Annotated in this window: 22 protein-coding genes; all 22 read left to right on the top strand. The window is 58.0% G+C overall.

Annotation, left to right across the window (positions count from 1 at the left end):
• Position 1 precedes the first annotated feature (1 nt).
• The 22 genes from CLV97_RS02645 (at position 2) to CLV97_RS02535 (ending at position 23914) form a co-directional block, all read left to right on the top strand.
• Positions 2-1504 (top strand): NADH-quinone oxidoreductase subunit N, encoded by a 1503-nt coding sequence (locus CLV97_RS02645; protein WP_106343984.1) that lies wholly within the window; start codon positions 2-4, stop codon positions 1502-1504.
• A gap of 121 nt (positions 1505-1625) precedes the next feature.
• Entirely contained in the window at positions 1626-1865 is a 240-nt protein-coding gene (locus CLV97_RS02640; protein ID WP_106344129.1) for a DUF1146 domain-containing protein, read from the top strand.
• A 93-nt stretch (positions 1866-1958) separates the two neighbouring features.
• Positions 1959-2687 carry a YwmB family TATA-box binding protein gene (locus CLV97_RS02635; protein ID WP_106343983.1) on the top strand — a complete coding sequence of 243 codons (729 nt, stop codon included), beginning with the start codon at positions 1959-1961 and terminating at the stop codon, positions 2685-2687.
• Between the two features lie 20 nt (positions 2688-2707).
• The gene (gene murA, locus CLV97_RS02630; protein WP_106343982.1) at positions 2708-4003 is read left to right on the top strand and encodes a UDP-N-acetylglucosamine 1-carboxyvinyltransferase; all 1296 of its coding nucleotides are present in this window, start codon (positions 2708-2710) and stop codon (positions 4001-4003) included.
• A gap of 229 nt (positions 4004-4232) precedes the next feature.
• Entirely contained in the window at positions 4233-5276 is a 1044-nt protein-coding gene (gene spoIID / locus CLV97_RS02625) for a stage II sporulation protein D (RefSeq protein ID WP_245891339.1), read from the top strand.
• Positions 5277-5432: 156 nt separating this feature from the next.
• Complete coding sequence (locus CLV97_RS02620; RefSeq protein WP_146130387.1) at positions 5433-5612, top strand: hypothetical protein; 180 nt, start codon at positions 5433-5435, stop codon at positions 5610-5612.
• A 451-nt stretch (positions 5613-6063) separates the two neighbouring features.
• Complete coding sequence (locus CLV97_RS02610) at positions 6064-6738, top strand: M23 family metallopeptidase (RefSeq protein ID WP_245891338.1); 675 nt, start codon at positions 6064-6066, stop codon at positions 6736-6738.
• Between the two features lie 181 nt (positions 6739-6919).
• Complete coding sequence (gene spoIIID, locus CLV97_RS02605) at positions 6920-7213, top strand: sporulation transcriptional regulator SpoIIID (protein ID WP_106343979.1); 294 nt, start codon at positions 6920-6922, stop codon at positions 7211-7213.
• Between the two features lie 614 nt (positions 7214-7827).
• Positions 7828-8355: a DNA-directed RNA polymerase subunit beta gene (locus tag CLV97_RS18310; protein WP_211295660.1), complete on the top strand. Its 528-nt coding sequence runs from the start codon at positions 7828-7830 to the stop codon at positions 8353-8355.
• 114 nt (positions 8356-8469) lie between these two features.
• Positions 8470-8991, top strand: a complete 522-nt coding sequence (gene pgsA / locus CLV97_RS02595; protein WP_106343978.1) for a CDP-diacylglycerol--glycerol-3-phosphate 3-phosphatidyltransferase — start codon at positions 8470-8472, stop codon at positions 8989-8991.
• Positions 8992-9177: 186 nt separating this feature from the next.
• Positions 9178-9609 (top strand): 3-hydroxyacyl-ACP dehydratase FabZ, encoded by a 432-nt coding sequence (gene fabZ, locus CLV97_RS02590; protein WP_106343977.1) that lies wholly within the window; start codon positions 9178-9180, stop codon positions 9607-9609.
• 196 nt (positions 9610-9805) lie between these two features.
• On the top strand, positions 9806-10876 hold the full coding sequence (gene wecB / locus CLV97_RS02585; RefSeq protein ID WP_106343976.1) for a non-hydrolyzing UDP-N-acetylglucosamine 2-epimerase: 1071 nt from the start codon (positions 9806-9808) through the stop codon (positions 10874-10876).
• Positions 10877-10921: 45 nt separating this feature from the next.
• Positions 10922-12118: a glycosyltransferase family 4 protein gene (locus CLV97_RS02580; RefSeq protein WP_106343975.1), complete on the top strand. Its 1197-nt coding sequence runs from the start codon at positions 10922-10924 to the stop codon at positions 12116-12118.
• 135 nt (positions 12119-12253) lie between these two features.
• Positions 12254-13312 (top strand): Gfo/Idh/MocA family protein, encoded by a 1059-nt coding sequence (locus CLV97_RS02575; protein ID WP_106343974.1) that lies wholly within the window; start codon positions 12254-12256, stop codon positions 13310-13312.
• Positions 13309-14421 (top strand): DegT/DnrJ/EryC1/StrS family aminotransferase, encoded by a 1113-nt coding sequence (locus CLV97_RS02570; RefSeq protein WP_106343973.1) that lies wholly within the window; start codon positions 13309-13311, stop codon positions 14419-14421. Before CLV97_RS02575 ends, CLV97_RS02570 begins: the two co-directional genes overlap by 4 nt.
• A 101-nt stretch (positions 14422-14522) precedes the next feature.
• Positions 14523-15836 (top strand): nucleotide sugar dehydrogenase, encoded by a 1314-nt coding sequence (locus CLV97_RS02565; protein WP_281257568.1) that lies wholly within the window; start codon positions 14523-14525, stop codon positions 15834-15836.
• An 11-nt stretch (positions 15837-15847) separates the two neighbouring features.
• Positions 15848-16591, top strand: coding sequence for an N-acetyltransferase (locus tag CLV97_RS02560; protein ID WP_106344124.1), 744 nt, complete (start codon positions 15848-15850; stop codon positions 16589-16591).
• A 23-nt stretch (positions 16592-16614) separates the two neighbouring features.
• On the top strand, positions 16615-18078 hold the full coding sequence (locus CLV97_RS02555; RefSeq protein ID WP_106343972.1) for a lipopolysaccharide biosynthesis protein: 1464 nt from the start codon (positions 16615-16617) through the stop codon (positions 18076-18078).
• A 4-nt stretch (positions 18079-18082) separates the two neighbouring features.
• Positions 18083-19504, top strand: coding sequence for an O-antigen ligase family protein (locus CLV97_RS02550; protein WP_106343971.1), 1422 nt, complete (start codon positions 18083-18085; stop codon positions 19502-19504).
• 30 nt (positions 19505-19534) lie between these two features.
• Positions 19535-21928 (top strand): glycosyltransferase family 4 protein, encoded by a 2394-nt coding sequence (locus CLV97_RS02545; RefSeq protein WP_106343970.1) that lies wholly within the window; start codon positions 19535-19537, stop codon positions 21926-21928.
• 119 nt (positions 21929-22047) lie between these two features.
• A complete protein-coding gene (locus CLV97_RS02540; protein ID WP_106343969.1) occupies positions 22048-22977 on the top strand; it encodes an SDR family oxidoreductase in 930 nt (309 codons plus the stop codon).
• Positions 22978-23317: 340 nt separating this feature from the next.
• Positions 23318-23914, top strand: coding sequence for a sugar transferase (locus CLV97_RS02535; protein WP_245891350.1), 597 nt, complete (start codon positions 23318-23320; stop codon positions 23912-23914).
• Positions 23915-24178: the final 264 nt, after the last annotated feature.

Below are 24178 nucleotides of genomic sequence, written 5' to 3'. Positions count from 1 at the left end.
GATGGAAAAATCGATCATCCATTACGACTGGACCGTTATGGCCCCCGAACTGATCCTCGTCGCCGCAGCCGCGCTGATGACGCTGATCGACCTGGTCATGAAGGAGCGCTGGGACCGGCGCTGGCTTGGCGCTTTGGGACTGGTGGCGGTACTGGCCGCCGGCGCCTTCGTCGTGACGAGCTTCGGCGGCAAACCCTACGAAATTTTGGGAAACACCTACCGGGTGGACGATTTCGCCCTGACCTTCAAGGCGCTCATCCTGGGGGGGACCGCGTTGGTCCTGCTCCTCTCCTTCGCCCACCTCGGCCGGGAGGAGGTCCAAGATCAAGGGGAATATTACTACCTGCTCCTATCCGCCGCCCTCGGCGGGATGATCATGGCCTCCTCCGCCGACCTGATCACGCTGTTTGTCGGGTTGGAACTGCTGAGCATTTCTTCGTACATCCTGGTGGGTGTGCGCAAAAAACGGACCGAGTCGGGAGAGGCGGCCTGGAAATACGTGATCCTGGGAGGGGCTTCCTCCGCCTTCATCCTGTACGGGATGTCCTTCCTCTACGGAATGGCGGGGAGTACCAACCTGTTCGTCGTCCAACAGCGTTTGGCCGAGGCCTATCTCCAGGGCTACGAATCCTTCGTCTACCTGTCGCTCTTTTTGATGATCGTCGGATTCGGTTTCAAGGTCGCATCGGCCCCCTTCCACACTTGGGCGCCTGATGTGTACCAGGGGGCGCCGACGCCGGTGACCGGCTTCTTGGCGGTCGTCTCCAAAATAGCGGCCTTTGCCTTTGTTTTCCGCATCCTGATCGTCGCCTATCTGCAGCCCTTCCAGATGGGGATGTGGCTGGAGATCGCCGGCCCCCTTCTGCTGATTCTGGCAGGGACATCGATGATTGTCGGCAACGCGGTGGCTCTCCGCCAGACCAACGCCAAACGGCTGCTCGCCTACTCGAGCATCGCCCATGCGGGATATTTGCTCGTGCCGCTGGCCGTGTGGGGATTCTCCTTTTTTGAGAGCACCTTGTATTACCTTTTGGCGTACCTGCTCATGACGATCGGCGCCTTCGCCGTGTTGATGATCGTCGAGAAAAATGAAAAGAGCGAGGATATCGCCGCCTTTGCCGGGCTTTACCAGCGGTCTCCCCTGCTCGCGGTGGCGATGACCATCCTCCTCGTCTCCCTGGCGGGCATTCCGGTGACGGCGGGATTCTTCGGCAAATTTTACATCCTGGTCAACGCCCTCTCCAGCCAGAAACTGTGGATCGCGTTGATCATGATCGCCACTACCGTCGTCTCCTACTTCTACTACTTCGAGTTTATCCGGCAGATGTATTTCCGGCCTTCGCCCCGCGGGGAGAAGTTGGCGATCCCCGGTTTGACGGCCGCGGTCGTCCTGTTGGCCGTCCTGGGTACCGTCGGTCTCGGCGTTTTTCCGCAAAATGTCCTCCAGTTCCTGGGCGGAATTCAATGGGACAGCGCCTTTGTCCAGATGGGTCCGACCCAGTGAAAGAAAAACCCTGCCTTTACGGCGGGGTTTTTTTTGATTTCCGCTGAGGGTTAAATGTTTTGCGTTTTTTGCCATGATCGGGTACGATGAAATGGAACGTGTCGTCGAAGGGGTGCATATCATGGATGGTGCGGTGAGCCTGGGGCTGACGGGGCTGATCAACGTCGTGATGACCCTTGCCGGCATCGGGTTCAGCTGGTGGATCCTGATGAATGTGAGGCTCGATGTGTTCATGAGGCAGCCGAAGGGGCCCCAAGCGAAGGCGTTGATGATCGTGCTGTCCATCGTGCTGGGACACGGCCTGGCCACCTTCGTGTCCGACTATCTGGGATGGTCCCGACTCATCAGCCAGCTGTTCTGATCCGCGCTGACATCGATCCTGTGTTCGCGTATACCTCCTTTCCCCATTGCCGAAAATGGATGATGAAAAAACGGGGGAAGGGACGGACCTTTCATGGATCGGAAACGGCTTGTCAGCGGAATTCTTTTTTTCTTCATCCTTTTTTTATCCGTCGGATCGGTGTCTCCACCGGATGATACGGAGCAGCTGATCGACGCCTTCCGCCGGGCGGGGGGACAGCCGGAAAAGATCGTGCTGCACCACGGAAACCGGACCCAAACCCCTTTGCTCCGGGAGGAAGTCGACGATTTGGCCCGGCGGCTGAGCCGGGAACTCGGCCTGGGACCGGCCCGTCGGACGGAGGATCGGCACGGTCATCGATGGACAGCCACGGGCAAATGGGGGCGAAACCTGCAGGCCCGATTGAACGTTATCAACGATAGGGTCGATTTGCGAAAAAACCGTCCTTATATATCCGTTCAGTTGACCGGCCGCGGGCATCCGGACGGAGAGTGGCCCCGCTTCCGGGAACGGCTGGAGAAGGTTCTCACCGGAAACGGCATCGATCCGCACCTTCAATTCTCCATCCAGGGAAGCCGTCCGGGGATGGGTTCCGATCCGGAGGAGACGGTACGCCGGGTGCTCCAGCGGCTGAATGCGCGGGAAATCGAAGGGATGCGGACGGACCGAACCACCAGCATTTCGGCTTTCACACCGGCCTTGCGAGGCGGGTTGGAGACAAAAGGTGGTATGATGAACGTACAGGTCGCCGCCCGGATGGACCGCAGTGGTGAACGATTGATCCTGACCCTGGGCACACCCATTATCACCATCGAATATTAGACAACGCGGAGGGAAGGCATTTGGAAAAAATCGTTGTTCGCGGTGGCAAGCGGTTGAAAGGCAGGGTGAAGGTACACGGCGCGAAAAATGCCGTCCTGCCGATCATCGCTGCTTCCATCCTGGCCTCGCGCGGGGAGCATGTGATCGATGAGATCCCGCTGTTGGAAGATGTGAAGACGATTACCGAGTTGCTGCAAAGCCTGGGGGTAACCGCGGAGCTGAGAGAGGACAGCGTCCGAATCTGCGCGGAAAAGGTGGCTCAAACCGAAGCCCCCTACGAACTGGTCAGGAAAATGCGCGCTTCCTTTCTCGTGATGGGGCCGCTGCTGGCCCGGAAGAAACACGCCCGCATTCCCCTGCCCGGCGGGTGCGCCATCGGGAGCCGTCCCATCGATCAGCACCTCAAGGGTTTGGAGGCGATGGGAGCCGTCTTCGAAGTGGGCAAAGGGATCATCGAAGGGCGGGTTCCCGACCGGTTGAAGGGTGCCCGCATTTATCTGGATGTGGCCAGCGTCGGGGCGACGGAAAACATCATGATGGCCGCCACCCTGGCGAAGGGAAGAACGGTGATTGAAAACGCGGCCCGCGAGCCGGAAATCGTCGATTTGGCCAACTTCCTCAACGCGATGGGAGCCAAGGTGCGCGGGGCCGGGACCGGAACCATCCGGATCGAGGGCGTCGACTTTCTCCGGGGCACCTCGTACACGGTGATTCCCGACCGGATCGAAGCGGGAACCTATATGGTGGCTGCCGCGATCACCCGCGGGGAAGTCTTCGTCGAGGGCGCCATCAGCGATCACCTGGGACCGGTGATCGCCAAGATGCGTGAGATGGGCATCCACGTGCTGGAAGGGGAAAACGGCGTACACGTGCGGGCGGAAGGCGACCTCCGTCCGGTGGATGTCAAAACCCTGCCGTACCCCGGTTTCCCTACGGACATGCAGGCTCAATTCATGGCTTTGCTTGCGACCGTCAAGGGAACCAGCGTCGTCACCGAGACGGTTTTTGAAAACCGGTTTATGCACGTGGAAGAATTGAAGCGGATGGGCGCCCAGATCAAAATCGATGCCCGGACCGCCATCATCGATGGAGGTCAGCCCCTGTCCGGCGCCCAGGTGAAAGCCACCGACCTGCGTTCGGGTGCCGCCCTCGTCCTGGCCGGGTTGGCCGCCGAAGGGGAGACGGAAGTCACCGAGCTGCATCACATTGATCGCGGATATGTCCAGTTGGTGGAAAAATTGAAGGCCCTGGGAGCCGACATCGAGCGTCTGCCGGTGGATACCGAGAAGTCCATGACGGAGCCCTCATACGCTTAATCTCTTCGGCGGAGGCCGCAGCCAAAACGAGGCTGCGGCCTCCGTTTTTTTGTGGAACCTTCCGGATCCGCGCCGGTTCTAAAGGAAGTTGTCCCCTCATATTCTGAAAGGGAAGGTTGTCCCAGACCGAGGATCAAAGGATGTTTTGTAGCGCCCTCTGTCGAGGGGGAAGGGGCGGTTTTTCGAGCACGGTCATACCTGATCTTAGAAGGACTGGAGGGCGTTATCCTTGCGCAAAGGATTGTGGCTGTTTGTCCCGATTTTCTTCTTCCTCTTGGTGATGTTGGCCGTTCCGGCGCTGTTGGTCAGCTATCCTTCTGCCACCCCGCAGGAAAAGGCGCCGGCGCCCCAAGAGCTTCCGAGGGATCCCGATGAACCGGTCATCCGGGTGTTTTTGAGTGAGGAAAAGCGGGTGGTTCGCGTTCCACTGGAGCAATACGTGCGGGGGGTTGTGGCCGCCGAAATGCCCGCCGATTTTCATATGGAGGCGTTGAAGGCCCAGGCGCTCGCCGCGCGGACCTACATCGTGGACCGGTTGAGGGGCGGCGATTTTTCCGACATGGAGACGATGGGAACGGAGGCCAAGGGGGCTCACGTGTCCGATTCCGTGTTGCATCAGGCTTATCGCACGGACGAGCAGTTGAAAAAATCGTGGGGAGACCGCTACGCCGCCTATTCTTCACGGATCAATAGGGCGGTGCTCGACACCCGAGGACAAGTCATTTTGTACGAGGGGGAACCGATCTACGCCGCCTTTTTCTCCACCAGCAACGGGCGAACGGAAAATTCGGAGGATGTCTTTTCCAAATCGTTCCCCTATCTCCGAAGCGTCCCCTCCCCCTGGGATGAAAAATCGCCGAGGTTTCTCAACGAAAAGACGTTGACCCTGGATGATTTCGTCCGGCGGATGGAGAAGGCGACGGGAAAGCGGGTTGCCGTCGCGGCTTCCTCCGGGGGAGACTGGATCCGCGTCCTGGAACGCACCTCCGGACGGCGGATCAAGACGCTACGGATCGGGGACCAAACCTTTACGGGGCGGCAGGTGCGTGAAGCCCTCGGATTGTCCTCCACCGATTTTACCTGGACGATCGAAAACGGCAGGATCCGGTTTCAATCCAAGGGTTACGGACACGGTGTCGGCATGAGCCAGTGGGGGGCCAATCTGCTGGCGCACCAGGGAAAAAGCGCCGAGGAAATCGTCCGTCACTATTACCGGGGAGTGGACATCGGGTCCTTGAACGCCGTGTTGAGCCAAGCTTCGAAGAAAAACTAAGAACGGGGTCTGAAAAGATGGGGTAACGGGCTCCCTTCGGAGGGCGAGGGGGACGCGGTCACCCCTTTTTTTTGGATGTGCAACCCGCTTGGAACGGCTTCGATTCGAAAGCCTGCTCCCGGAACGGCGCGCGCCTCAGGATCCGTCGTCGTACCATTGCTGATCACTGTCCTCACGTTGTGGGGAATTCAAATCCCCCTCGCCTATTACTGGGGAGGTCAATATGGTCTGGAAAAGCTGTGGTGGAGCTTTCCTTCCGCTTTTATCCTTTCCATCGTTCTCCATTCCATTTACTATTTGTCCGGCAGATGGATCAACCCGAGCAACGCGAAATGAATTCCCGGTCAAGCAGCTTAAGGGTCTGCACGCTTTGCCGGGCAGACCCTTCGTTGTGCTGCTCGAGATGGAATGTGGAAGTGAACAAAGAAAAAGCACATGTTCAAAGAAGGGGATAATGTCCCCGATTTTTTGTTGTGTAGCTTCTTTTTCGCGTCTCGGTCCCGGTGCTGCAGCTTCTTGCGACTGATGGAGGAAATCAGGACGGTTCCGGGATGTCCGTCCGTCTTTCAATAGAGCACGCGGCTCAGGGTGACCGCCCTTTATCCTTTCTACTCCCTCCGGAAAAAATGATGGAGATGACGACGGCCGTCGGAAGAGGCATCCCGGCCCCGCGGTTGATCGGGCTTGATAAGGAAGGGATGAGAGCTCAAAAAATACTAAAAAAGTTGTCACCTCAGGTATAAAAAGGTTTTACCCTGTCCAAAATGTTTCCTGAGGTGATAGCCAAATGAAACCCGAGCAACCGAATAACAATGTGCAACCCATAAACAAGATGAAATGGCGACTCCGATGGAAGCGCCTGTTTTCGAAAAAATGGGCTTTCCCGGCAATCTATCTCGCAGCGGCTGCACTCATCCTAAGCCTGGTATGGTGGTACTCAACCAGCCAGGAACCCGGTCAAAAACCGACGACCGGGTTGGAGGAAGTACTGAAGCAGGAACCGGTGGAAAACATCAACGCGCCGAAGGAGATGATTCTCCCCGTCGCTGAGAATGCTCAGGCGAAAGCGAAAATGGGATACTACAACGATGCCGGATCCGATCAGTCCAAAGAGACTTCCCTGGTGAAATACGAGAACACCTATTGGCCACACTCCGGGGTGGACTTTGCCAGGGAAGACGGCAAGAGCTTCGATGTGGTCGCGGCTCTGGACGGGAAAGTGATCCGGGTCGAAGAGAATCCCATCGTCGGCCATCTGGTGGAGATTCAGCATGACAACGGATTGGTCACCGTATACCAGAGCTTGTCCGACGTGAAAGTGAAAGAGGGGCAAGCCGTTTCCCAGGGCGATTTGATCGCCCGGGCCGGTGAAAACAGTTTCGAGAAGGATGCCGGCGTGCATCTTCACTTCGAAGTTCGCAAGGATGGGCAGCCGCTCAACCCTGAACAGTATCTGGATTGACGATTTCGGAAGACCGCCCCGGCCCGGGGCGGTCTTTTTCTCCAACAGAGCCCGCAGGGGCATTTCGGGGGTTGACTCAAAAAGTCGCCGTTTTTGGCTTGTCACTGCTTGTAACATGCGAATAACCGTCAAAACGGCTCATATAATGTACCAAACGTTCCGAGGAGGGAGGCGAGGGGGAGTGCATGATTACATCAAGGAGCGGACGATTAAGATCGGTCGATATTTTGTCGAGACACAGCATACGGTTCGCGCCATCGCCAAGGAATTCGGAGTTTCCAAAAGCACGGTCCATAAAGATTTGACGGAACGTCTTCCGGAGATCAATCCCGAACTTGCCAATAAGGTGAAGGAGATATTGGAATATCATAAATCGATCCGCCATCTCAGAGGCGGTGAGGCAACCCGCATCAAATACAAGCGGCAACGGCCGAAAGTGGAAGAGAAGAGACGGGAAACCACCACCACGATCTGACGGAAGGCGAAGAGTCACGGGATTCATCGATTCCTTTGGCAGATCAAGGGGATACATATTCGGAAACGGATCACGGAATCAGAAGGATATGAGGCATCGGGACAGCTGACGGTGAAAGCCATTTTTTTGCAGAAAGCCGCCTACCCCCTTTCCATCCCCTTTCAACAGGAGTGGACTTGGGAAAACAATTGCGTTATATTCTCTATAGATACGGTGTCGCAGGTGGAAACTGACACCCGGCGCCGCTCCGCCCCGTTTATTGGGTGGACGGGCTGTCCGGCAGGGACCGCCGGCACGAACCCTTTTATGGAGAGGATAACATGGTGGATCGTGATCATCGCATTCCATCCGACGCCGTGGTTCAGGAAAGTTCTCACACCGCAGGCGGCAAAGTGAGCGAGGACGGCGGCACCACGACGGTGATGTGGAAAAAAAATACATCTATGGATGGTTTAAGAGATTCTGGGGGGGAGGATCAACCCGCCCCCTCCTTAAACAAATCGGTTGCGGCGCAACAAGGGGATGATAAGGCGGGGGATCGGAACCATTCCTCACCGCCTCTGAAAACGAAAAAGGAAACCTCGGAGCCTCCCCCTCGTTTGCCCGTCGGAAAGATGAAATGGAGCCAATCGCAGGAACGGGAGCCGAACTCCGGCGGAAGCCCTCAACCGGACGGGGAATCCCGGTTCGGAACCGGTGACATTCCGGAAGAAGGGAAGGCGGATCGGAAATCCGCCTCCGGGAAGGAGACGGCACCTCCGGAGAAGGGGAGAGGGACGGGCAGGTCCGAAAAGGAATCCCCGGAACCGCCTCGAAAGAAGAAGATTCCCGTCGGTGTCCTCAAATGGCGAAAAGATGAGGAAACGGACGGGGCCGAAAAGGGGAATTTCCCGGGAAATGCGAAACTCTTCCGCTTACCCGAATTCCTTCCCGGCAGGGGGGAGAAGGAACCGGGGGAAGAGCTGACGGACGCACAGCGCCGTCTGAGGAAGGCGGTCAAGATATTGTGGATTCCTTCGCTGCTGTTCGGTTCGCTCCTGATCGGACTGATCATCGGATATGCAGGATTGGGTGATCAATCGCCCCTGGAAGTGTTCGACCTCGACCTGTGGAGGCACATTTATCAACTGGTCTACGGATGAGAAGAACCCGCCATGCCGGAGAGAGCGGCAGAGCGGGGTCTTTCACGTTTTTTGCTGTTTCCGTTCGGCATTTAGGGTATAATACAAAAGGGAATCCGTGAGGAGGGACCCCGCGTGAATCTGCCCAACACACTGACTCTGATCCGATTTCTTTTCATTCCGCTGTATCTGTTTCTGTACTTTTCGGAGATCCCGGGGAGGATCTATTGGGCATTCGGGGTACTGCTCCTGGCCGGTTTGACCGATGTGATAGACGGATATCTGGCACGGCGCAACAAGCAGGTGACGCAGCTGGGAATCATGCTGGATCCGTTGGCGGACAAGTTGATGATGCTGGCGGTTTTTCTCTCTTTGCTGATCTCCCAGCGTATCAGCCTGTGGGCGGCACTGGCCATATTCGCCCGCGACTTGGGAATGATTTTCGGATCAGCCTTTTTTCACTTTCGCGGGAAAAAGACGGTTCCCGCCAATCTGTTGGGCAAGCTGACCACATTCCTTTTTTACGTGGCTCTGTTCCTCCTCCTCTTCGACTATCCCAATGCCGAGAATTTCCTGTGGATCGTCATCGCTCTCTCCTTTATCACCTTCTTTATCTATCTCTTCCAGTTCAAAATGCTGAACCAACGGACCATGTGACGGAGAACAAAGGGTGCCGATCCAGCGACCGGCACCCTTCTATCTTAAACCCCTGCCCCGATGAGGCGGGGGCTTTTATTAGTTTAAAGAAAAAGAGTGAAAATCATACGCGAATCCCCCTGAATAGAAATTTGCCGGGTCTTTCGCTATAATGGGAGCAGCGACAGGAATGAAAGGAGCGACGACATGGAACTGGACATAAAGGGAATCCAGGAGATTATCCCGCACCGTTATCCCTTCTTGCTCGTCGACCGGATCGTCGAGTGGGAGGCCGGAAAGCGCGCCGTGGGGATTAAAAATGTTACCGTCAATGAACCGTTTTTTCAAGGCCATTTTCCTGAGTACCCGGTCATGCCCGGCGTGCTGATCGTGGAGGCGCTGGCCCAGGTGGGGGCGGTCGCGGTGCTGGGGATGGAGGAAAACCGCGGCAAACTGGCTTTTTTTGCGGGGATTGACAAGTTTCGCTTTCGCGGACAGGTGAAACCGGGAGATGTCCTCCGGCTGGAAGTGGAGCTCCTCCGGCTGAAAGGAGCGGTGGGAAAAGGGAAGGCCGTCGCCCGGGTCGGTGATCGCACCGTCGCGGAAGGTGAACTGATGTTTGCCATCGGGCAGGGATGAGCGGGTCGGCCGGGATCCCTCCTTTCCGGTTCCGGGCCGCCAAATTAGCACATTTTGGAGGGAACCTCTCTTCTTTCGAAGAAGAAAAAAATGTATGATCAGCTCAGCAGTGGTTCGGGGAAGGTGGTTCGCCGATATTTTTTTCGTTTATCTGACTTTTCGTCGCAGGTATGTTTAAAGTAGGAGGGTTCCCGAATTGAGAGTGGTTACCGTTGTCGGTGCTCGTCCCCAGTTTATCAAGGCGGCGCCGGTGCACCGCGTTCTCCGGCGAAGGGCGCAGGAAATCCTCGTACATACGGGTCAGCACTATGATCCGAGTTTGTCGAAGGTGTTTTTCGACGAGCTGAACATCCCCCAACCGGATTACCATCTGGGCGTCGGCTCAAAAAGCCACGGTGCCCAGACCGGGGAGATGCTCCTCAAAGTGGAAGAAGTGCTGGAGAAGGTGCGTCCCGATTTGCTCCTCGTATACGGGGACACCAACTCTACGCTGGCCGGGGCTTTGGCCGCCGCCAAGATGCACATTCCGATCGCCCATGTGGAGGCGGGGCTGCGCAGCTTCAACCGGCGGATGCCGGAGGAGATCAACCGGGTGCTGACCGATCATCTGTCCCGATGGCTGTTCTGCCCGACGCGGACAGCGGTCCAAAATCTCGAGCGGGAAGGGATTTCAAAGGGTGTGCACTTGACGGGGGACGTCATGCTGGACGCGGTTCTGTACAACCGGAAACTGGCGGAGGATCGGTCCCGCATCCTGGAGCAGCTGGAGCTTGAACCGGGCCAATATTTGCTGATCACCCTGCACCGGGCGGAGAACACCGACGATCTCCGGCGGATGAAATCCATTGTTGACGCCTTCAACGAATTGTCCGTTCCCGCAGTCCTTCCCATGCACCCGCGGACGAGGAACCGGCTGAATCAGATGGAACTCTCCCTCTCCAATCCCCTGGTCAAAGTGATCGAACCGGTGGGATACCTGGACATGCTCCAACTGGAGGCGAACGCCAGGAAAATCCTGACGGATTCGGGAGGCGTTCAGAAGGAAGCCTTTTTTCTCCAAGTGCCGGTGATCACGATGCGCGATGAAACCGAGTGGGTCGAGACGGTGGAACAAGGAGCCAACCGCTTGACGGGGGCGAACAAGGCAGCCATTCTGGAGGCTGTGGAACGGTTTGAGGTGGATTTCACCCGGGTTTCTTCCGTTTTCGGGGATGGCCGGGCGGCTGAACGGATCGTGGATCACCTCATGCGCGATTTAGAGCTCTGAACCGTTCGGAGAGCCAAGGCGTGAGGCGAGGTGAAAAAATTAGCGATGAGTTTAAAAGTGCTTGTCATATCCCACATGTATCCCAATCCGGCCAATCCCATGTCCGGAATATTCGTGCATAATCAGGTAAAAGCCCTCAAGCAGGCCGGAGTGGAATGCCGAGTGCTTTCCCCCATTCCCCGCTTTCCCCTGTATCCCAAGTGGCGGGTGTATCGACGGTTTCCCGCCCAGGCCGTGATGGACGGGATTCCGATTCATTATCTGCCGACGTGGATGTTTCCCGGCGGGATGTTTTTTTCTTCCTACGGCAGGTTGTATTATATGGCCCTGTCGTCGGTTCTGCCGTCGATCCGGGAGCGCTTTCCCTTCGATCTGATTCATTGTCATACCATTTACCCGGACGGATATGCCGGCGGGATGTTGAAGGAGAAGTTTTCCGTCCCCGTGGTCAGCACGATCCACGGATCGGACATCCTCCTGTATCCCCATCGGAGCCGTGGCGTCTTTCGCCACACGGAGCAGGCGCTCCGGATGAACGATCACATCATCGCGGTGAGCAATCTCTTGATGAAAGAGGCCCAGCAGGTGGTGGCCGGGGTGGATGTGTCCACCATCTACAACGGCTTCGATCCGAGCCGCTTTTATCCCATGGATTCCAAGGCGGCGCGGAAGAAGCTGGAGATTTCGCCGGAGGAAAAAGTGGCGCTGTTTGTCGGCAACCTGAAACCCGTCAAGGGGCTCCAGGTGCTCCTGGAGGCGTTTTGCCGGGTGGTGAAGCAGGTGCCGCAGGCCCGCCTGGTTTTGGTGGGAGACGGTCCGCTCCGTTCGGCGCTGAAGCGGCAGGTGCGCGAGTGCGATCTGGAAGAGAGAGTGACCTTTGCCGGGCGCCGGCCTCACGATGAAATCCCTCTTTGGATCAACGGAAGCGATGTGGTGGTCCTGCCCAGCCTGAGCGAGGGATTCGGCGGAGTCGTGCTGGAGGCGATGGGTTGCGGGAAGCCGGTTGTGGCGACCGATGTCGCGGGGGCTTCGGAGATCGTGCAGCACCGCAAGACCGGCTATCTGGTGAAGCCGGAGGATTCCGAAGGCCTGGCCCAGTATTTGACCATTTTGCTGAAGGACGAGGGCGGGCTGATCGGTGACATGGGCGAGCGGGCCTATGCCGCCTCCGGCAGCTACACCTGGAAGCAGAACGCCTCCCAGGTCATCGAACTGTATCACCGATTGTTAAGTCGACGATAAGTTTTTGTGGGAGTTTGTTGAAGGGGATACAAAAAAGGGACTGTTTATGTTACAGTGGAGGGTGAGGTTTGTAATCTTTTTGTAACATAAGAGTAATACGGGATCATCATCCACGGCTGAAAGAGGGGGGTCAGGGTGGTACGATACGGGATCGTGGGATGCGGCCACATCGCCAAAAAACATGTGGATGCCATCGCCGCGACGGACGGAGCGGAACTGGTGGCCGTCTGCGACACGAATCCGGACCGAATGGCTCCCATTGCCAGAGAGGGCATCCGGGGCTACACCGATTTGGAGCAGATGCTGAAAGACAGCCCGGTGGATGTGGTATCCATCTGCACCCCCAGCGGTCTGCACGCGGAATTGGCCATCCGGGCGGCGGAGGCCGGAAAGCACCTGGTGGTTGAGAAACCGATGGCCATGACCCTGGACGAGGCGGACCGCATGATTGATGCCTGTGAAAAAAACGGCGTGTTGATGACGGTGGTTCACCCCAACCGCTTCCGTCCCGCCGTGATCGAACTCAAGCGCCGGATGGAGGAAGGGGCGTTCGGGACCATCGGTCACGCCAATGCCACCGTTCGTTGGAACCGGAACCAGTCCTACTATGACCAGGCGCCCTGGCGCGGGACCCGGTCCATGGACGGCGGGGTGCTGATGAACCAGGCCATTCACAATCTGGATCTGCTCCTGTGGCTGATGGGCGACGTGGAGGAAGTCGCCTCCTATCAGGCGACCCGGATTCGCCGGATCGAGGCGGAGGACACCTCCGTATCGGTGCTCCGCTTCAAGAGCGGAGCACTCGGTGTGATCGAGGCGGCGGTCACGGTCTACCCCCGGAATTTGGAAGAGTCCCTCGCCATTTTTGGTGAGAAGGGGACGGCGGTGATCGGCGGACCGACGGCCAACTGGGTCAAAACCTGGCGGTTTGCCGATTTGACGGAAGAAGAAGCGCAAGCAACCATTGCCCGAGTGGAAGAAGATCCGTACGGGGTGCCCGGCCACCAATGCATCATCGAGGACATGACCGAGGCGATCCGGACCGGCAGGCAGCCGAAAATCACCGGGGAGGACGGACGGCGCGCCCTGGGGCTGGCGGTTGCCTGCAATCGGGCGGCGGCTGACGGCCGGCCCGTGCGGCTCGATTCACTCAGATCTTCATTTCCAAAAAAGGCGGGTGGCAACCACCGATGAATATCCCCTTGATGGATCTGAAGGCACAATACCGGTCGATCCGTGAAGAAGTGCTGAGGGCCGTGGAAGGGGTGTTGGAGGGCGGCCGGTATATCCTCGGTCCGGAGGTGAAAGCTCTGGAAGAGGAAGTGGCCGCCCTTTGCGGTGTGGACCACGGAGTCGGAGTCGCCAACGGTACCGATGCCCTGGTGTTGACGCTGGATGCGCTGGGGATCGGGCCGGGGGATGAGGTGATCACGACTCCTTTCACCTTTTTCGCCACGGCGGAGTCGATTTCGCGAGTGGGGGCAACGCCGGTTTTTGTCGACATCGATCCCGGCACCTTCAACCTGGACGTTTCGGAGGTCAAAAAGAGGATCACCCCCCGAACCAAGGCGATCATGCCGGTTCACATCTTCGGGCAGCCCGCCGACATGGACGAAGTGACGGCGATCGCCCGGGAGCACGGCCTGTGGGTCGTCGAGGACGCCTGCCAGGCGATCGGGGCGGAGTACCGGGGCCGCAAAGTGGGCTCCCTGGGCCATGCCGCCTGTTTCTCCTTTTTTCCCACCAAAAACCTGGGCGGATACGGCGACGGCGGCATGGTCGTCACCGACGACGAATCCCTGGCCCGGAAGTTGCGCAGCCTCCGGGTGCACGGCCGCACGCCGGACTCCAAATACGTCAACACCACGATCGGGTACAACAGCCGGCTCGATGAACTGCAGGCGGCCGTTCTTCGGGTCAAGCTGCGCCGTCTGGAGGAGTGGAACGAAGCCCGCCGGCGGAAAGCCCGCCTCTACAGTGAACGGCTGCGGGACGTGCCGGTGGAAACCCCTGTGGAAGCGGCGGATCGATCCCACGTATACCACCTTTATATCATCCAGACCGAGGAACGGGATGCCCTGATCGATCACCTGGAGCGGCACGGGATCGCTTCCGGCGTTTACTACCCGATCCCCCTCCACCTGCAAGAGGCATACCGCTCTTTGGGATACGGGGAAGGCAGCCTGCCCCGGGCGGAGAAGGCGGCGGGACGGACGTTGGCCCTGCCCCTCTATCCGGAGCTGCCGGAGGAGAAGGTTCGCCACGTGGCGGAGGTCGTACGCCGGTTCTTCGAGCGGGGCTGACGACGGAAACTTTTTTTCCGGGGGCACCGTTTTGTACGGAAGGCGGAACGGGTGTGGGGAGATGCGTGGCGGTCGATTTCGCGAACAAAGGGATGAGCGATATGAGCACCGATGAGCTGCTCAGGAAAATCGAAGAGAAGCGTGCCTTGATCGGGGTGGTCGGCCTCGGCTACGTGGGACTTCCCCTGGCGGTGGAAAAGGCCAAGGCGGGCTATCCGGTCATCGGGTTCGACATACAGCAGAAGCGGGTCGACATGGTGAATCAAGGCGTCAATTACATCGGGGATGTGGTGGATGAGGATCTGAAGGAGCTGGTGCAACAGGGGCGACTCCGGGCGACCAGCGATTATTCCCACATTCGGGAAGTGGATGCGGTCGCCATTTGCGTTCCCACCCCGCTGGATAAGTACCAGCAGCCCAACATCTCCTACGTGAAGGGATCGACCCGGGAAATCGCCAAATACCTCCACCCGGGGATGCTGGTGGTCCTCGAAAGCACGACGTATCCGGGGACGACCGAGGAGGTGGTCCGGCCGATTTTGGAGGAGACCGGCCTCAAGGTGGGGCGGGACTTCCATCTCGCCTATTCACCGGAGCGGGTGGACCCCGGCAATAAGGAGTACAACACGAAGAACACGCCCAAGGTGGTGGGGGGTGTCACGCCGGCCTGCACCCGGGTGGCGGCCATGCTGTACCGTCAGGTGCTGGAGGGGGAAGTGTTTGAGGTATCCAGCCCGGCGGTCGCGGAGATGGAGAAGATTCTGGAGAACACCTTCCGCAACATCAACATCGCCCTGGCGAACGAGATGGCCATCCTGTGCCACAAGATGGGGATCGACATCTGGGAAGTGATCGAGGCGGCCAAAACCAAGCCCTACGGGTTCATGGCCTTTTATCCCGGTCCGGGGCTGGGCGGCCACTGCATTCCCATCGATCCCTTCTACCTCACCTGGAAGGCGCGGGAATACAAGTACCACACCCGCCTGATCGAGCTGGCGGGGGAAATCAACAATTACATGCCGGAGTTCGTCATCGAGCGGTTGATGAAGATCCTCAACCGCCACGGAAAGCCGTTGAACGGTTCCCGGGTGCTCCTTCTCGGAGTCGCCTACAAGAGGGATATCGATGATATGCGGGAATCGCCGGTGCTGGAGATCATCCGGCTCCTCGAGGAATACGGAGCGAACGTGAAGGTGTCCGATCCGCACATTCCCTCCTTCCGCGTCGGGGATCGGGACTACCACAGCGAACCGCTCACCCCGGAGCTGATCGAACGGGCCGACGCGGTGGTGATCACCACGGACCACAGCGCTTTCGACTACAGGATGATCGCCGACCGCGCCCGGGTGATCTTCGACACGCGCAACGCGATGAGGGGGATCGGCGACATCCGCGGCGATTACGAAAAGCTGTGAGGTTGGTTTTGATGAACGTGATACACGATTCCGTTCGCATGGGTGAAAACGTGAAGGTAGGCCCCTTCGCGGTCATCGAAGAGGGTGTGGTTCTGGGATCCGATGTGATCGTCGGCCCTCACGTGGTGATCCATGCGGGAACGTTGATCGGATCGGGAGTCACCATTTACGCCGGGGCCGTGCTGGGTCGCTGGCCGAAGCCGGCCAAAACCAGCACCGTGAAAGTGGATCCCGATTTGTCTCCCCTCCGGCTCGGGGACGGGGTGACGGTCGGGGCCGCTGCGGTTCTCTATCGGGGAAGCCGGATCGGACGAAACGTCATGATCGGCGATGCGGCCACCATTCGGGAAAAATGCACCGTCGGGGACGATGTCGTCATCGGACGGGGAGTGGCCGTGGAGAACCAGGTGATGATCGGCGATCGAACCAAGATCCAGACCAATGCGTACATCACCGCCTACACCGTCCTGGAGGAGCATGTGTTCATCGCTCCGGGAGTGACCACCACCAATGACAACTTCATGGGCCGAACCGAGGAACGCTTCAAGCACATCTCGGGACCGAGGGTGAAGCGGGGGGCCCGCGTCGGAGGAGGAGCCGTTCTCCTGCCGGGAGTGACGGTGGCGGAAGAGAGCTTTATCGCCGCCGGTGCGGTGGTCAACCGGGACACGGAACCGGGAATGGTGTACGTGGGCGTTCCGGCCCGCCCTCTGCGCAAAGTGCCGGATGGGGAGAAACTGGAGCATCAAGATTAGAAAGAAAGGTTCAGGGTGCGGATATGCTGGCCAAACTGAAACAGCTGTTTTCTGATTCTGCCGCCTTCGCCATCGCCCAGATGGGAAACAAGCTGGTGGCCTTTCTGCTGATTCCAGTCTACACGAGCTATCTGAATCCAGGCCAATATGCCGACTGGGGTTTGACCAACACGATCACGATGATCGTCTCCTACTTGTCCATTTTGGGCACGGATGCCGCCCTCGCCTTTTATTATTTCGATGCCAAGGAGAAGCAGGAACGGCGTGCCTATTTCACGGCGGCGACGCTGTTCTCCGCGGGGATCTGCACGCTCTTCCTCATCGTCGCTCTGGGATTGGGCTCTCCCCTCGCACAGCTCTTATACGGCCGCCCGACGGGCTATGAATATCTCCTGACGTTGGCTATGCTTGCGACGGTGGCGTCCATCGTCATCCAGATGAATCTGGCATACGCACGCTACAGCCGGAAAGTGTGGACCTTCAACGCGATGAGCATGAGCTATGTCATCGGCTCGGCGCTGTTGAACGTGCTCTTTCTGAAATACACCGATTGGGGAGTCAACGCGATCTTTGTCGGCCAAGTGGTGGCCGGAGCCGCCGTTGCACTGATTCTGGTCTGGATGTTTCGAAGAGAGTTTACCCGGAGGGTGCGCTGGGATCATTTGAAGCACCTGCTCCGCTACGGAGCTCCGCTCTTGCCGACGCTCCTCGCCTTTTGGATGATGAACATGCTGAACCGGCCGATGATCATCTATTTCGCCTCCCGCGAAGAGGCGGGGCTGTTCGAGGCGGCCTTCCGCTTCGCCAGCGTCATCGCTCTGATCACCGCCGCCTTTCAGCTGGCTTGGCGTCCCTTCGCGATGTCGGTCAAGGAGCGGGCGGATGCCCCGCGCATCTACAGTCTGGTGGGGAGAGCCTTCATCGTCGTCGCCGCCCTGGCCATCATGGGTCTCAGCTTTGTCATCCAACCCTTGATGGAACTGGCCACCGGCCAGCCGGAGTTTGCTGAGGCTTACCCTTACGTGTGGATGCTCTCCCTGGCGACGGTGCTCAACACCTTTCACCTGATCGTCGGGGTGGGCCTGCTGATCCACAAGAAGACGCAGGTGATCTCCCAAATCTTCATCCTCGCGGCGATCTTTTACGTGCTGGGCAATTTTGTGGCCATCCCCCTCTTCCGCAATTGGGGGGCGTCGGCCATGGCGATGCTCGCATATCTATTTATCGTGATCCTCATCCACCGTCGCTCCCGGGCCACGTATCCCGTCGACTTTCGCATGGGTTCCATTCTTCTGTTCCTGGCGGTCTATTTGGCCGTGATGGCGGGAATAACTTGGATCCAGGTGGATGATTGGTCCAATAAGTGGATTTATTACTTTCTCGGGCTGGTTGTTGTGGTTGCGTCCGTCTTTGCGACCGGCATTTTCCGGCTCCAGTCCTTCTTCGGGGCCCTGCAACGGTTGCCGGAGCTGCTGAAAGGGAGGTGAACCGATGCGTCTGTTTCCCTATTCCGAAAAAGAACGTCTTCAGACCCTGTTCGTGGTCATGGTGGCCTTCGCCCTGCTGGGACCCACTTTTGGGATACCGGTGACGCCCAACTTCAAACTGACTCTGTTTCGCGTGACCTTTTTTGTGCTCCTGGGACTCCTTCTGTTTCAGTGGGCTTTTCGGCACCGTCTGGATATCGTGCACATGAACCGAATCCGGTCCCATTTGGGTTTCTTCGGCTTTTGGCTGGCCTACAGCATCGTTTCCCTGACCTGGGCCATGGATCCCGGCATGGGCATCCGCTACACGATCTTCCTGTTCATGATGGTCACCCTCTGTCTGACCTTTCCCTTTTTCATCCGTTCGGAAGAGTCGCTGTGGAGGATCTCCAGGGCGGTGTTTTGGACCTTCTTCGTCATCGTCGTCTACGGGGTCTTTGAATCGGTCACCCATATCCACCTGCCCTCCTCCAGGTATTGGGGACAGAACGTGGCATCGATCACCTCCGTTTTCACCAACCAGAACGATCTGGCGACCGCCATCACCCTGCTCCTTCCTTTCCTGGGGATTGCCCTGTACGGCCTGCGGGGAAGTCTGCGGCTGAAGGGGCTGGTCTACCTGACGATCGTCTTCGCTCTGTACTGCCTGCTGGTTACGGGATCCAGGGGCAACACCTTTTTCGCGTTGCCCCTGATGATCATCGTCTGGTTCATGACGCTTCCTTTCACCGTGCCCCGGGAGAAGCTTGTAAACTGGCGCAATTGGCTGAAGGGCGCCGGGGTGGTGATTTCCATCGCGGTGATCGTGGGATTCATGTACATGCTCCTTTTCAATGGAGCCACTCGCTACAAACTGGCCACCTCCTTCGGCATCTTTCTGGACATTCAGGGTACCACCTGGAATGTGGATGAATGGAACGGGCAGCTGGAGGCGGGAGCCGGCACCCAGGGTATGAGCATCATTATCCGCTGGTATTTGCTGATGTACGGCCTGCGCTTTTTGAGAGAGAGCCACTTCATGGGGGTTGGAGCCGGCAATGTGGAAGCCCACATGGAGGCTTACCGGGAGCTGCTGGACAACAAGGTGAACATCCACAACTGGTGGGCCGAGGTTTTGGTCAACTTCGGCGTGATCGTCTTTGCCCTGTATGTGATCTTTTATGCGGTGCTCCTGTGGCGCCTGTGGAAGCTGGCGCGGCTGAAAACCTCCCCCCAAGTCAGCCCGTTGGTCCGTTGGGGCGCCCATTCCAGCATGTTGGCCTTAATCGGCTACCTGTTCGGAGGAATGGTTCCCAGCACGGCCATTCACTTCACCCCGATGTGGATCGTGTACGGGATCGCCCTGGCTGTCGTGGTGGTGGGTGAACTTCAGAAGGCGCGCCGGAAAGGAACCGTTGGCGGCCCTGCGATGTTTCCCGATCATTGAAGGGAAGGGCCCCTGAAAGGGGAGTGAAGGATGGTCCGCAAAGTGATGATTTTCAGCTCCGTTCATCGGCACGATGATTCACGGATCTATCACAAACAGGCCGCCTCGCTGGCCCGGGCGGGCTATCGGGTGGAACTCCATGCCGTCGCCGATTTTGACGAGCGGGTGGAAAACGGAATTCGCATTGTCGGCCTTCCTTCGCACCGGAGCCGTTTGCGGCGGCTTTTGGCCGGCTGGCTGTTGTTTCGGAGGGCGCTTCAGTCAAAGGCGGACGTGTACCATTTTCACGATCCGGAATTGCTCCCCTGGGGGCTGCTGCTCAAGTGGGTGACCCGTCGGCCCGTGGTGTACGACTCCCACGAGGATTTGCCGAAACAGATCCACACCAAACCGTGGATTCCCCCCCGTCTGCGCGGGATCGTCTCCCGATTGGTTCACCGGATTGAAAAGGGAATTGCCCGTCGGCTCTCCGCCGTCATCGCCGCGACGGAGGCGATCGGAGAGCAGTTTGCCGGGGCGCGGAAAGTGGCGGTGATCAAGAATTACCCGCTTCCGATGCCTGAGATGGACGGGGAGGATCGGGAGGAAGGCAACCGGCTCCTGTATGTGGGGGGAATCTCCTATTTGCGTGGATATCGGGAGATGATCGCCATGATGGATCATCTTCCCCCCGAGCTGAAAGCCGAGCTCCACCTCATCGGACCGCTCCAACATATCGATGAGGAGGATCGGGATCCCGAACGGCTCAAGGAGAAGGGAGTTCATCTTCACGGCACCATCCCCTTTCGGGAGGTTCCCGGATGGCTGTCCAAGGGCAAAGTGGGGCTGGTCTGCCTTCACCCCGTGGAAAATTACCGCGAATCGCTTCCGATCAAGATGTTTGAATACATGGCGGCGGGAATTCCGGTGGTTGCCACCGATTTTCCCTTGTGGCGGGAGATCTTGGAGGAGAATGAATGCGGCCTGACCGTCAACCCCCTCGATCCGGCGGAAATGGCGGAGAAGGTCGCGGCTTTGCTCAGGGATGACCGGCTGCGCCGCCGCATGGGGGAGAACGGACGGCGGGCCCATTTGGAAAAATACAACTGGGGGGCGGAGGAAGCCAAGCTGCTGGATCTTTACCGGGAATTGACCGCGGAACGGGGGAAATCCATGGAAAGAAAACCCTTCAGGATTTGGCTTGCCAACCATTATGCCGTGCCGCCCAACATCGAAGGGATCACCCGCCACTTCGAACTGGCCAGGGAGTGGGTGGAGAAGGAACATGCGGAAGTGACCCTGTGGATGTCCCGGTTCCTTCACCCGCGGCGATCCTTTATCACGGAAAGCGAAAGGCGGCAGGTGCAAAGGATTCCGGGCCTTCAGCTGGAGTGGCTGTGGTCGTTTCCCCACCGGCGCAACGATCTCCGGCGCATCATCAACATGGTCAGCTTTTCCGTGTTGTTCTTCTTCGCCGGATTGTTCCGGAAAAGGCCCGATGTGCTGGTGGCCTCTTCCCCCCATCTGCTGACGGGATTGGCCGGCTGGCTGCTCGCCCGGCTGAAGGGATGCTCCTTCGTGCTGGAGGTCCGAGATCTCTGGCCGGATTCCCTCTTGCATATGGGAAGGCTCAACAATCCGGTGGTGATCCGGCTGCTCCGCTGGCTGGAATCCTTTTTGTACAACCACTCCGACCGGATCGTGGTGTTGACCGAATACCAGCGGAAGTTTATCATCGCCAAGGGAATCGATCCCGACCGCATCACCCTGATTCCCAACGGAGTGGTGGTCGGTTCCTGGAAGCCCGACCCCTCGCGGCGGGAGGAAATCCGCCGGCGGTGGGGAATGCCGCCGGATCGGTTCGTGGCCATCTACACCGGCGCCCACGGGCCTGCCAACGCCTTGGATGTCGTCGTAAAGGCGGGGGCGCATCTGGAGCCCGGGATCTCCATCGTTCTGATCGGGGACGGGCCGGAGAAGGATAAGCTGATCCGGTTGAAGGAAGAGATGGGACTTAGCAATGTCCGTCTGCTGGATCCGGTTCCCAAGCAGGAAGTGTACGATTACATCCACGCCGCCGACTGCAGCATCATCAGTCTCGCGGACAACGAGATCTTCCGCGGCGCCCGGTCCAACAAGCTTTACGATTACATGTTCGTGGGGCTTCCGATCGTGACGACCGTGGACGGGGAACTTAGGGAAATCATCGAGGGAAACGGTGTCGGGTTGTTTGCCGGGGCGGAAGACCCGGAAGGATTGGCAAAAGCGATCGCCCGAATCCGAAGCTTCCCGCCGGAAGAGCGGGAGCGGATCGCCCAAAGGGGGATGGATTACGTCCAACGGGAAGGAAACCGAAGGACGCTGGCGCACCGGTATTTTCTTCTGCTGAAGCAGTTGTGGGATCAGGAGCGCTTTGTCGATTCATCGATCCCGGAACGTCGTTAAAGGCGGTGGAGAAGGCCGTTTCTTGACCTGGGGGCGGTTTTTTCCGGGTCCGTGTTCAGATTGCACTGTTTTTTCACGATCTCAACCATGGCATCGGATGGATGCGGGGAGGATGTACGATGAAGGTAATGGTAACGGGCGGCGCCGGTTTTATCGGCTCTCACATTGTGGACCGCTTGATCGACCTCGGGCATGAAGTGATCATTCTGGACAATCTCAGCACGGGAAAGAAGGCCTTCATCCACCCGGAGGCATCCTTTTACCAAACGGACCTCCGGGATCGACGGATCGGAGAAATTCTGGAGGCGGAGCGGCCGGAGGCAGTGATTCACCAGGCGGCGCAGATCGACGTGCCGACTTCGGTGAAGGATCCCCTGTTCGACGCGGAGACGAACATCCTGGGAACTTTGCGGTTGCTTGAAGCGTGCCGCCGCTCGGGGGTGCGAAAGATCGTATACGCCTCATCGGCGGCGGTCTACGGGGAACCGGCCTTTTTGCCCATCGATGAGGAACACCCGGTGGATCCCCTTTCCAATTACGGAATCTCCAAGTACACGCCGGAAAGTTATCTGAAAGTGTACAAGCAATTGTACGGGCTGGATTACACGATTCTCCGCTACGCCAACGTCTACGGGATCCGTCAGGACCCGAGGGGGGAGGGCGGCGTGATCGCCATCTTCCTCGACCGGGTGCTCCGAGAAGAGGCCCTGACGATCTTCGGCGACGGAAAACAAACCCGCGATTTTGTCTATGTGGGGGATATCGCCGACGCCAACATCCGCGCCCTGCATCGCGGAAGCGGCATGATTTTCAACCTGGGTACGGGGGTTCCCACCTCCCTCGAGGAGCTCGTCCGGATTTTGATGGAGGTGACGGAGAAGGAGATTCGGGTGGAATACGGTCCCGAGCGGCCGGGGGACATCAAGCACAGCCACTTTGACAACCGACTGGCGGGAAAATGGCTGGATTGGACTCCCCGGATCGATCTTAAGACGGGACTCCGGATGACTTACGAATATTACCTTGAAGCCGCCCAGCGCCTTTCCTGAACCGGGCTGTAAAGAAGATGAAACATATTCGCAACAAAACACGTCTATATCTATAGAGAGACATCCAGAGGCGGGACAATGGGCCGAAAGGCTGATCTGCCCCTGCCGGATGGAGACGAAGCCGTGGCTCCTTTGTGAAAGGATGCTCGAAGACTATTGTCAACGGTGAGCAACTGAAGTATACTTGATACAGTAAACGCCTTGTAATCTTCGTGTAACATTTTCCGGAAGTCATCATGACCCGGGGCGGATGGGAGCCTTCACCATTTGGAAGCAGGAGTGGTTGCGGATGCGTTCACGAATGGTCTGCGATTACGATGCGTACGCATTTGCCGAAAGGATGCCGGAAAGCGTATCTCCCTTGTACCCCACGATCAAGCGGGTTTTTGAAATCGTCTTTTCCATTGTCTTTTTGATCGTCACCTTTCCGGTGCTTCTCCTGACCGCGATCGCCATCAAACTGGAGTCGAAGGGGCCCATCTTCTATCGCCAGGAGCGGCTGGGGCTTCACGGAAAAACCTTCTATGTGCTGAAACTCCGCTCGATGCGCACGGATGCCGAGAAAAACGGCCCGCAATGGGCTGAAAAAAATGACCCCCGGGTTACCCGAGTCGGCCGGTTCATCCGGAAGACCCGGATTGACGAGCTTCCTCAGTTGATCAACATCCTTCGTGGAGACATGAGCCTGATCGGTCCCCGTCCGGAACGCCCGTGTTTCACGGAGCAATTTGCTCGGGAGATCCCCGGTTTCAAAAATCGGCTGACGGTAAAACCCGGGTTGACGGGCTGGGCTCAGGTGAACGGGGGCTATGAAGCGACCCCGCGGGAGAAATTTGAAATGGATATGTACTACATTCGAAATCAGTCCCTGGCGCTGGATATGAAGATTCTCCTGCGCACGGTGTGGGTGGTTCTTTCGGGAAGCGGGGCCCGCTGACGGTCAATTCCCTTTGAAGCGGTATACGAAAGCAACAGCCGGCCGATCGGCCGGCTTTCGTTATGAGTACGGAATATTTTCCGCCTCTTTTTATGCTCCGTCCGAAGAGGGGATGGAGGAAACGGGTATTGAAGGAAATCAAAAATCGACCGCTTTAGGCGGTCGATTTGAGGCTGTTGACAAAGAAGGGTCAACAGCCTTTTTTGTTGAATTCGGAATAAAACAATTCCGAAGGAAGGTTTTTATATGTTCAGGACGAACCCA

The organism is Planifilum fimeticola, assembly GCF_003001905.1.
In the GTDB taxonomy this organism is placed as follows: domain Bacteria; phylum Bacillota; class Bacilli; order Thermoactinomycetales; family DSM-44946; genus Planifilum; species Planifilum fimeticola.
Note: the sequence above shows the minus strand (reverse complement) of the source record. Positions and strands in the feature narration are given on the sequence as shown.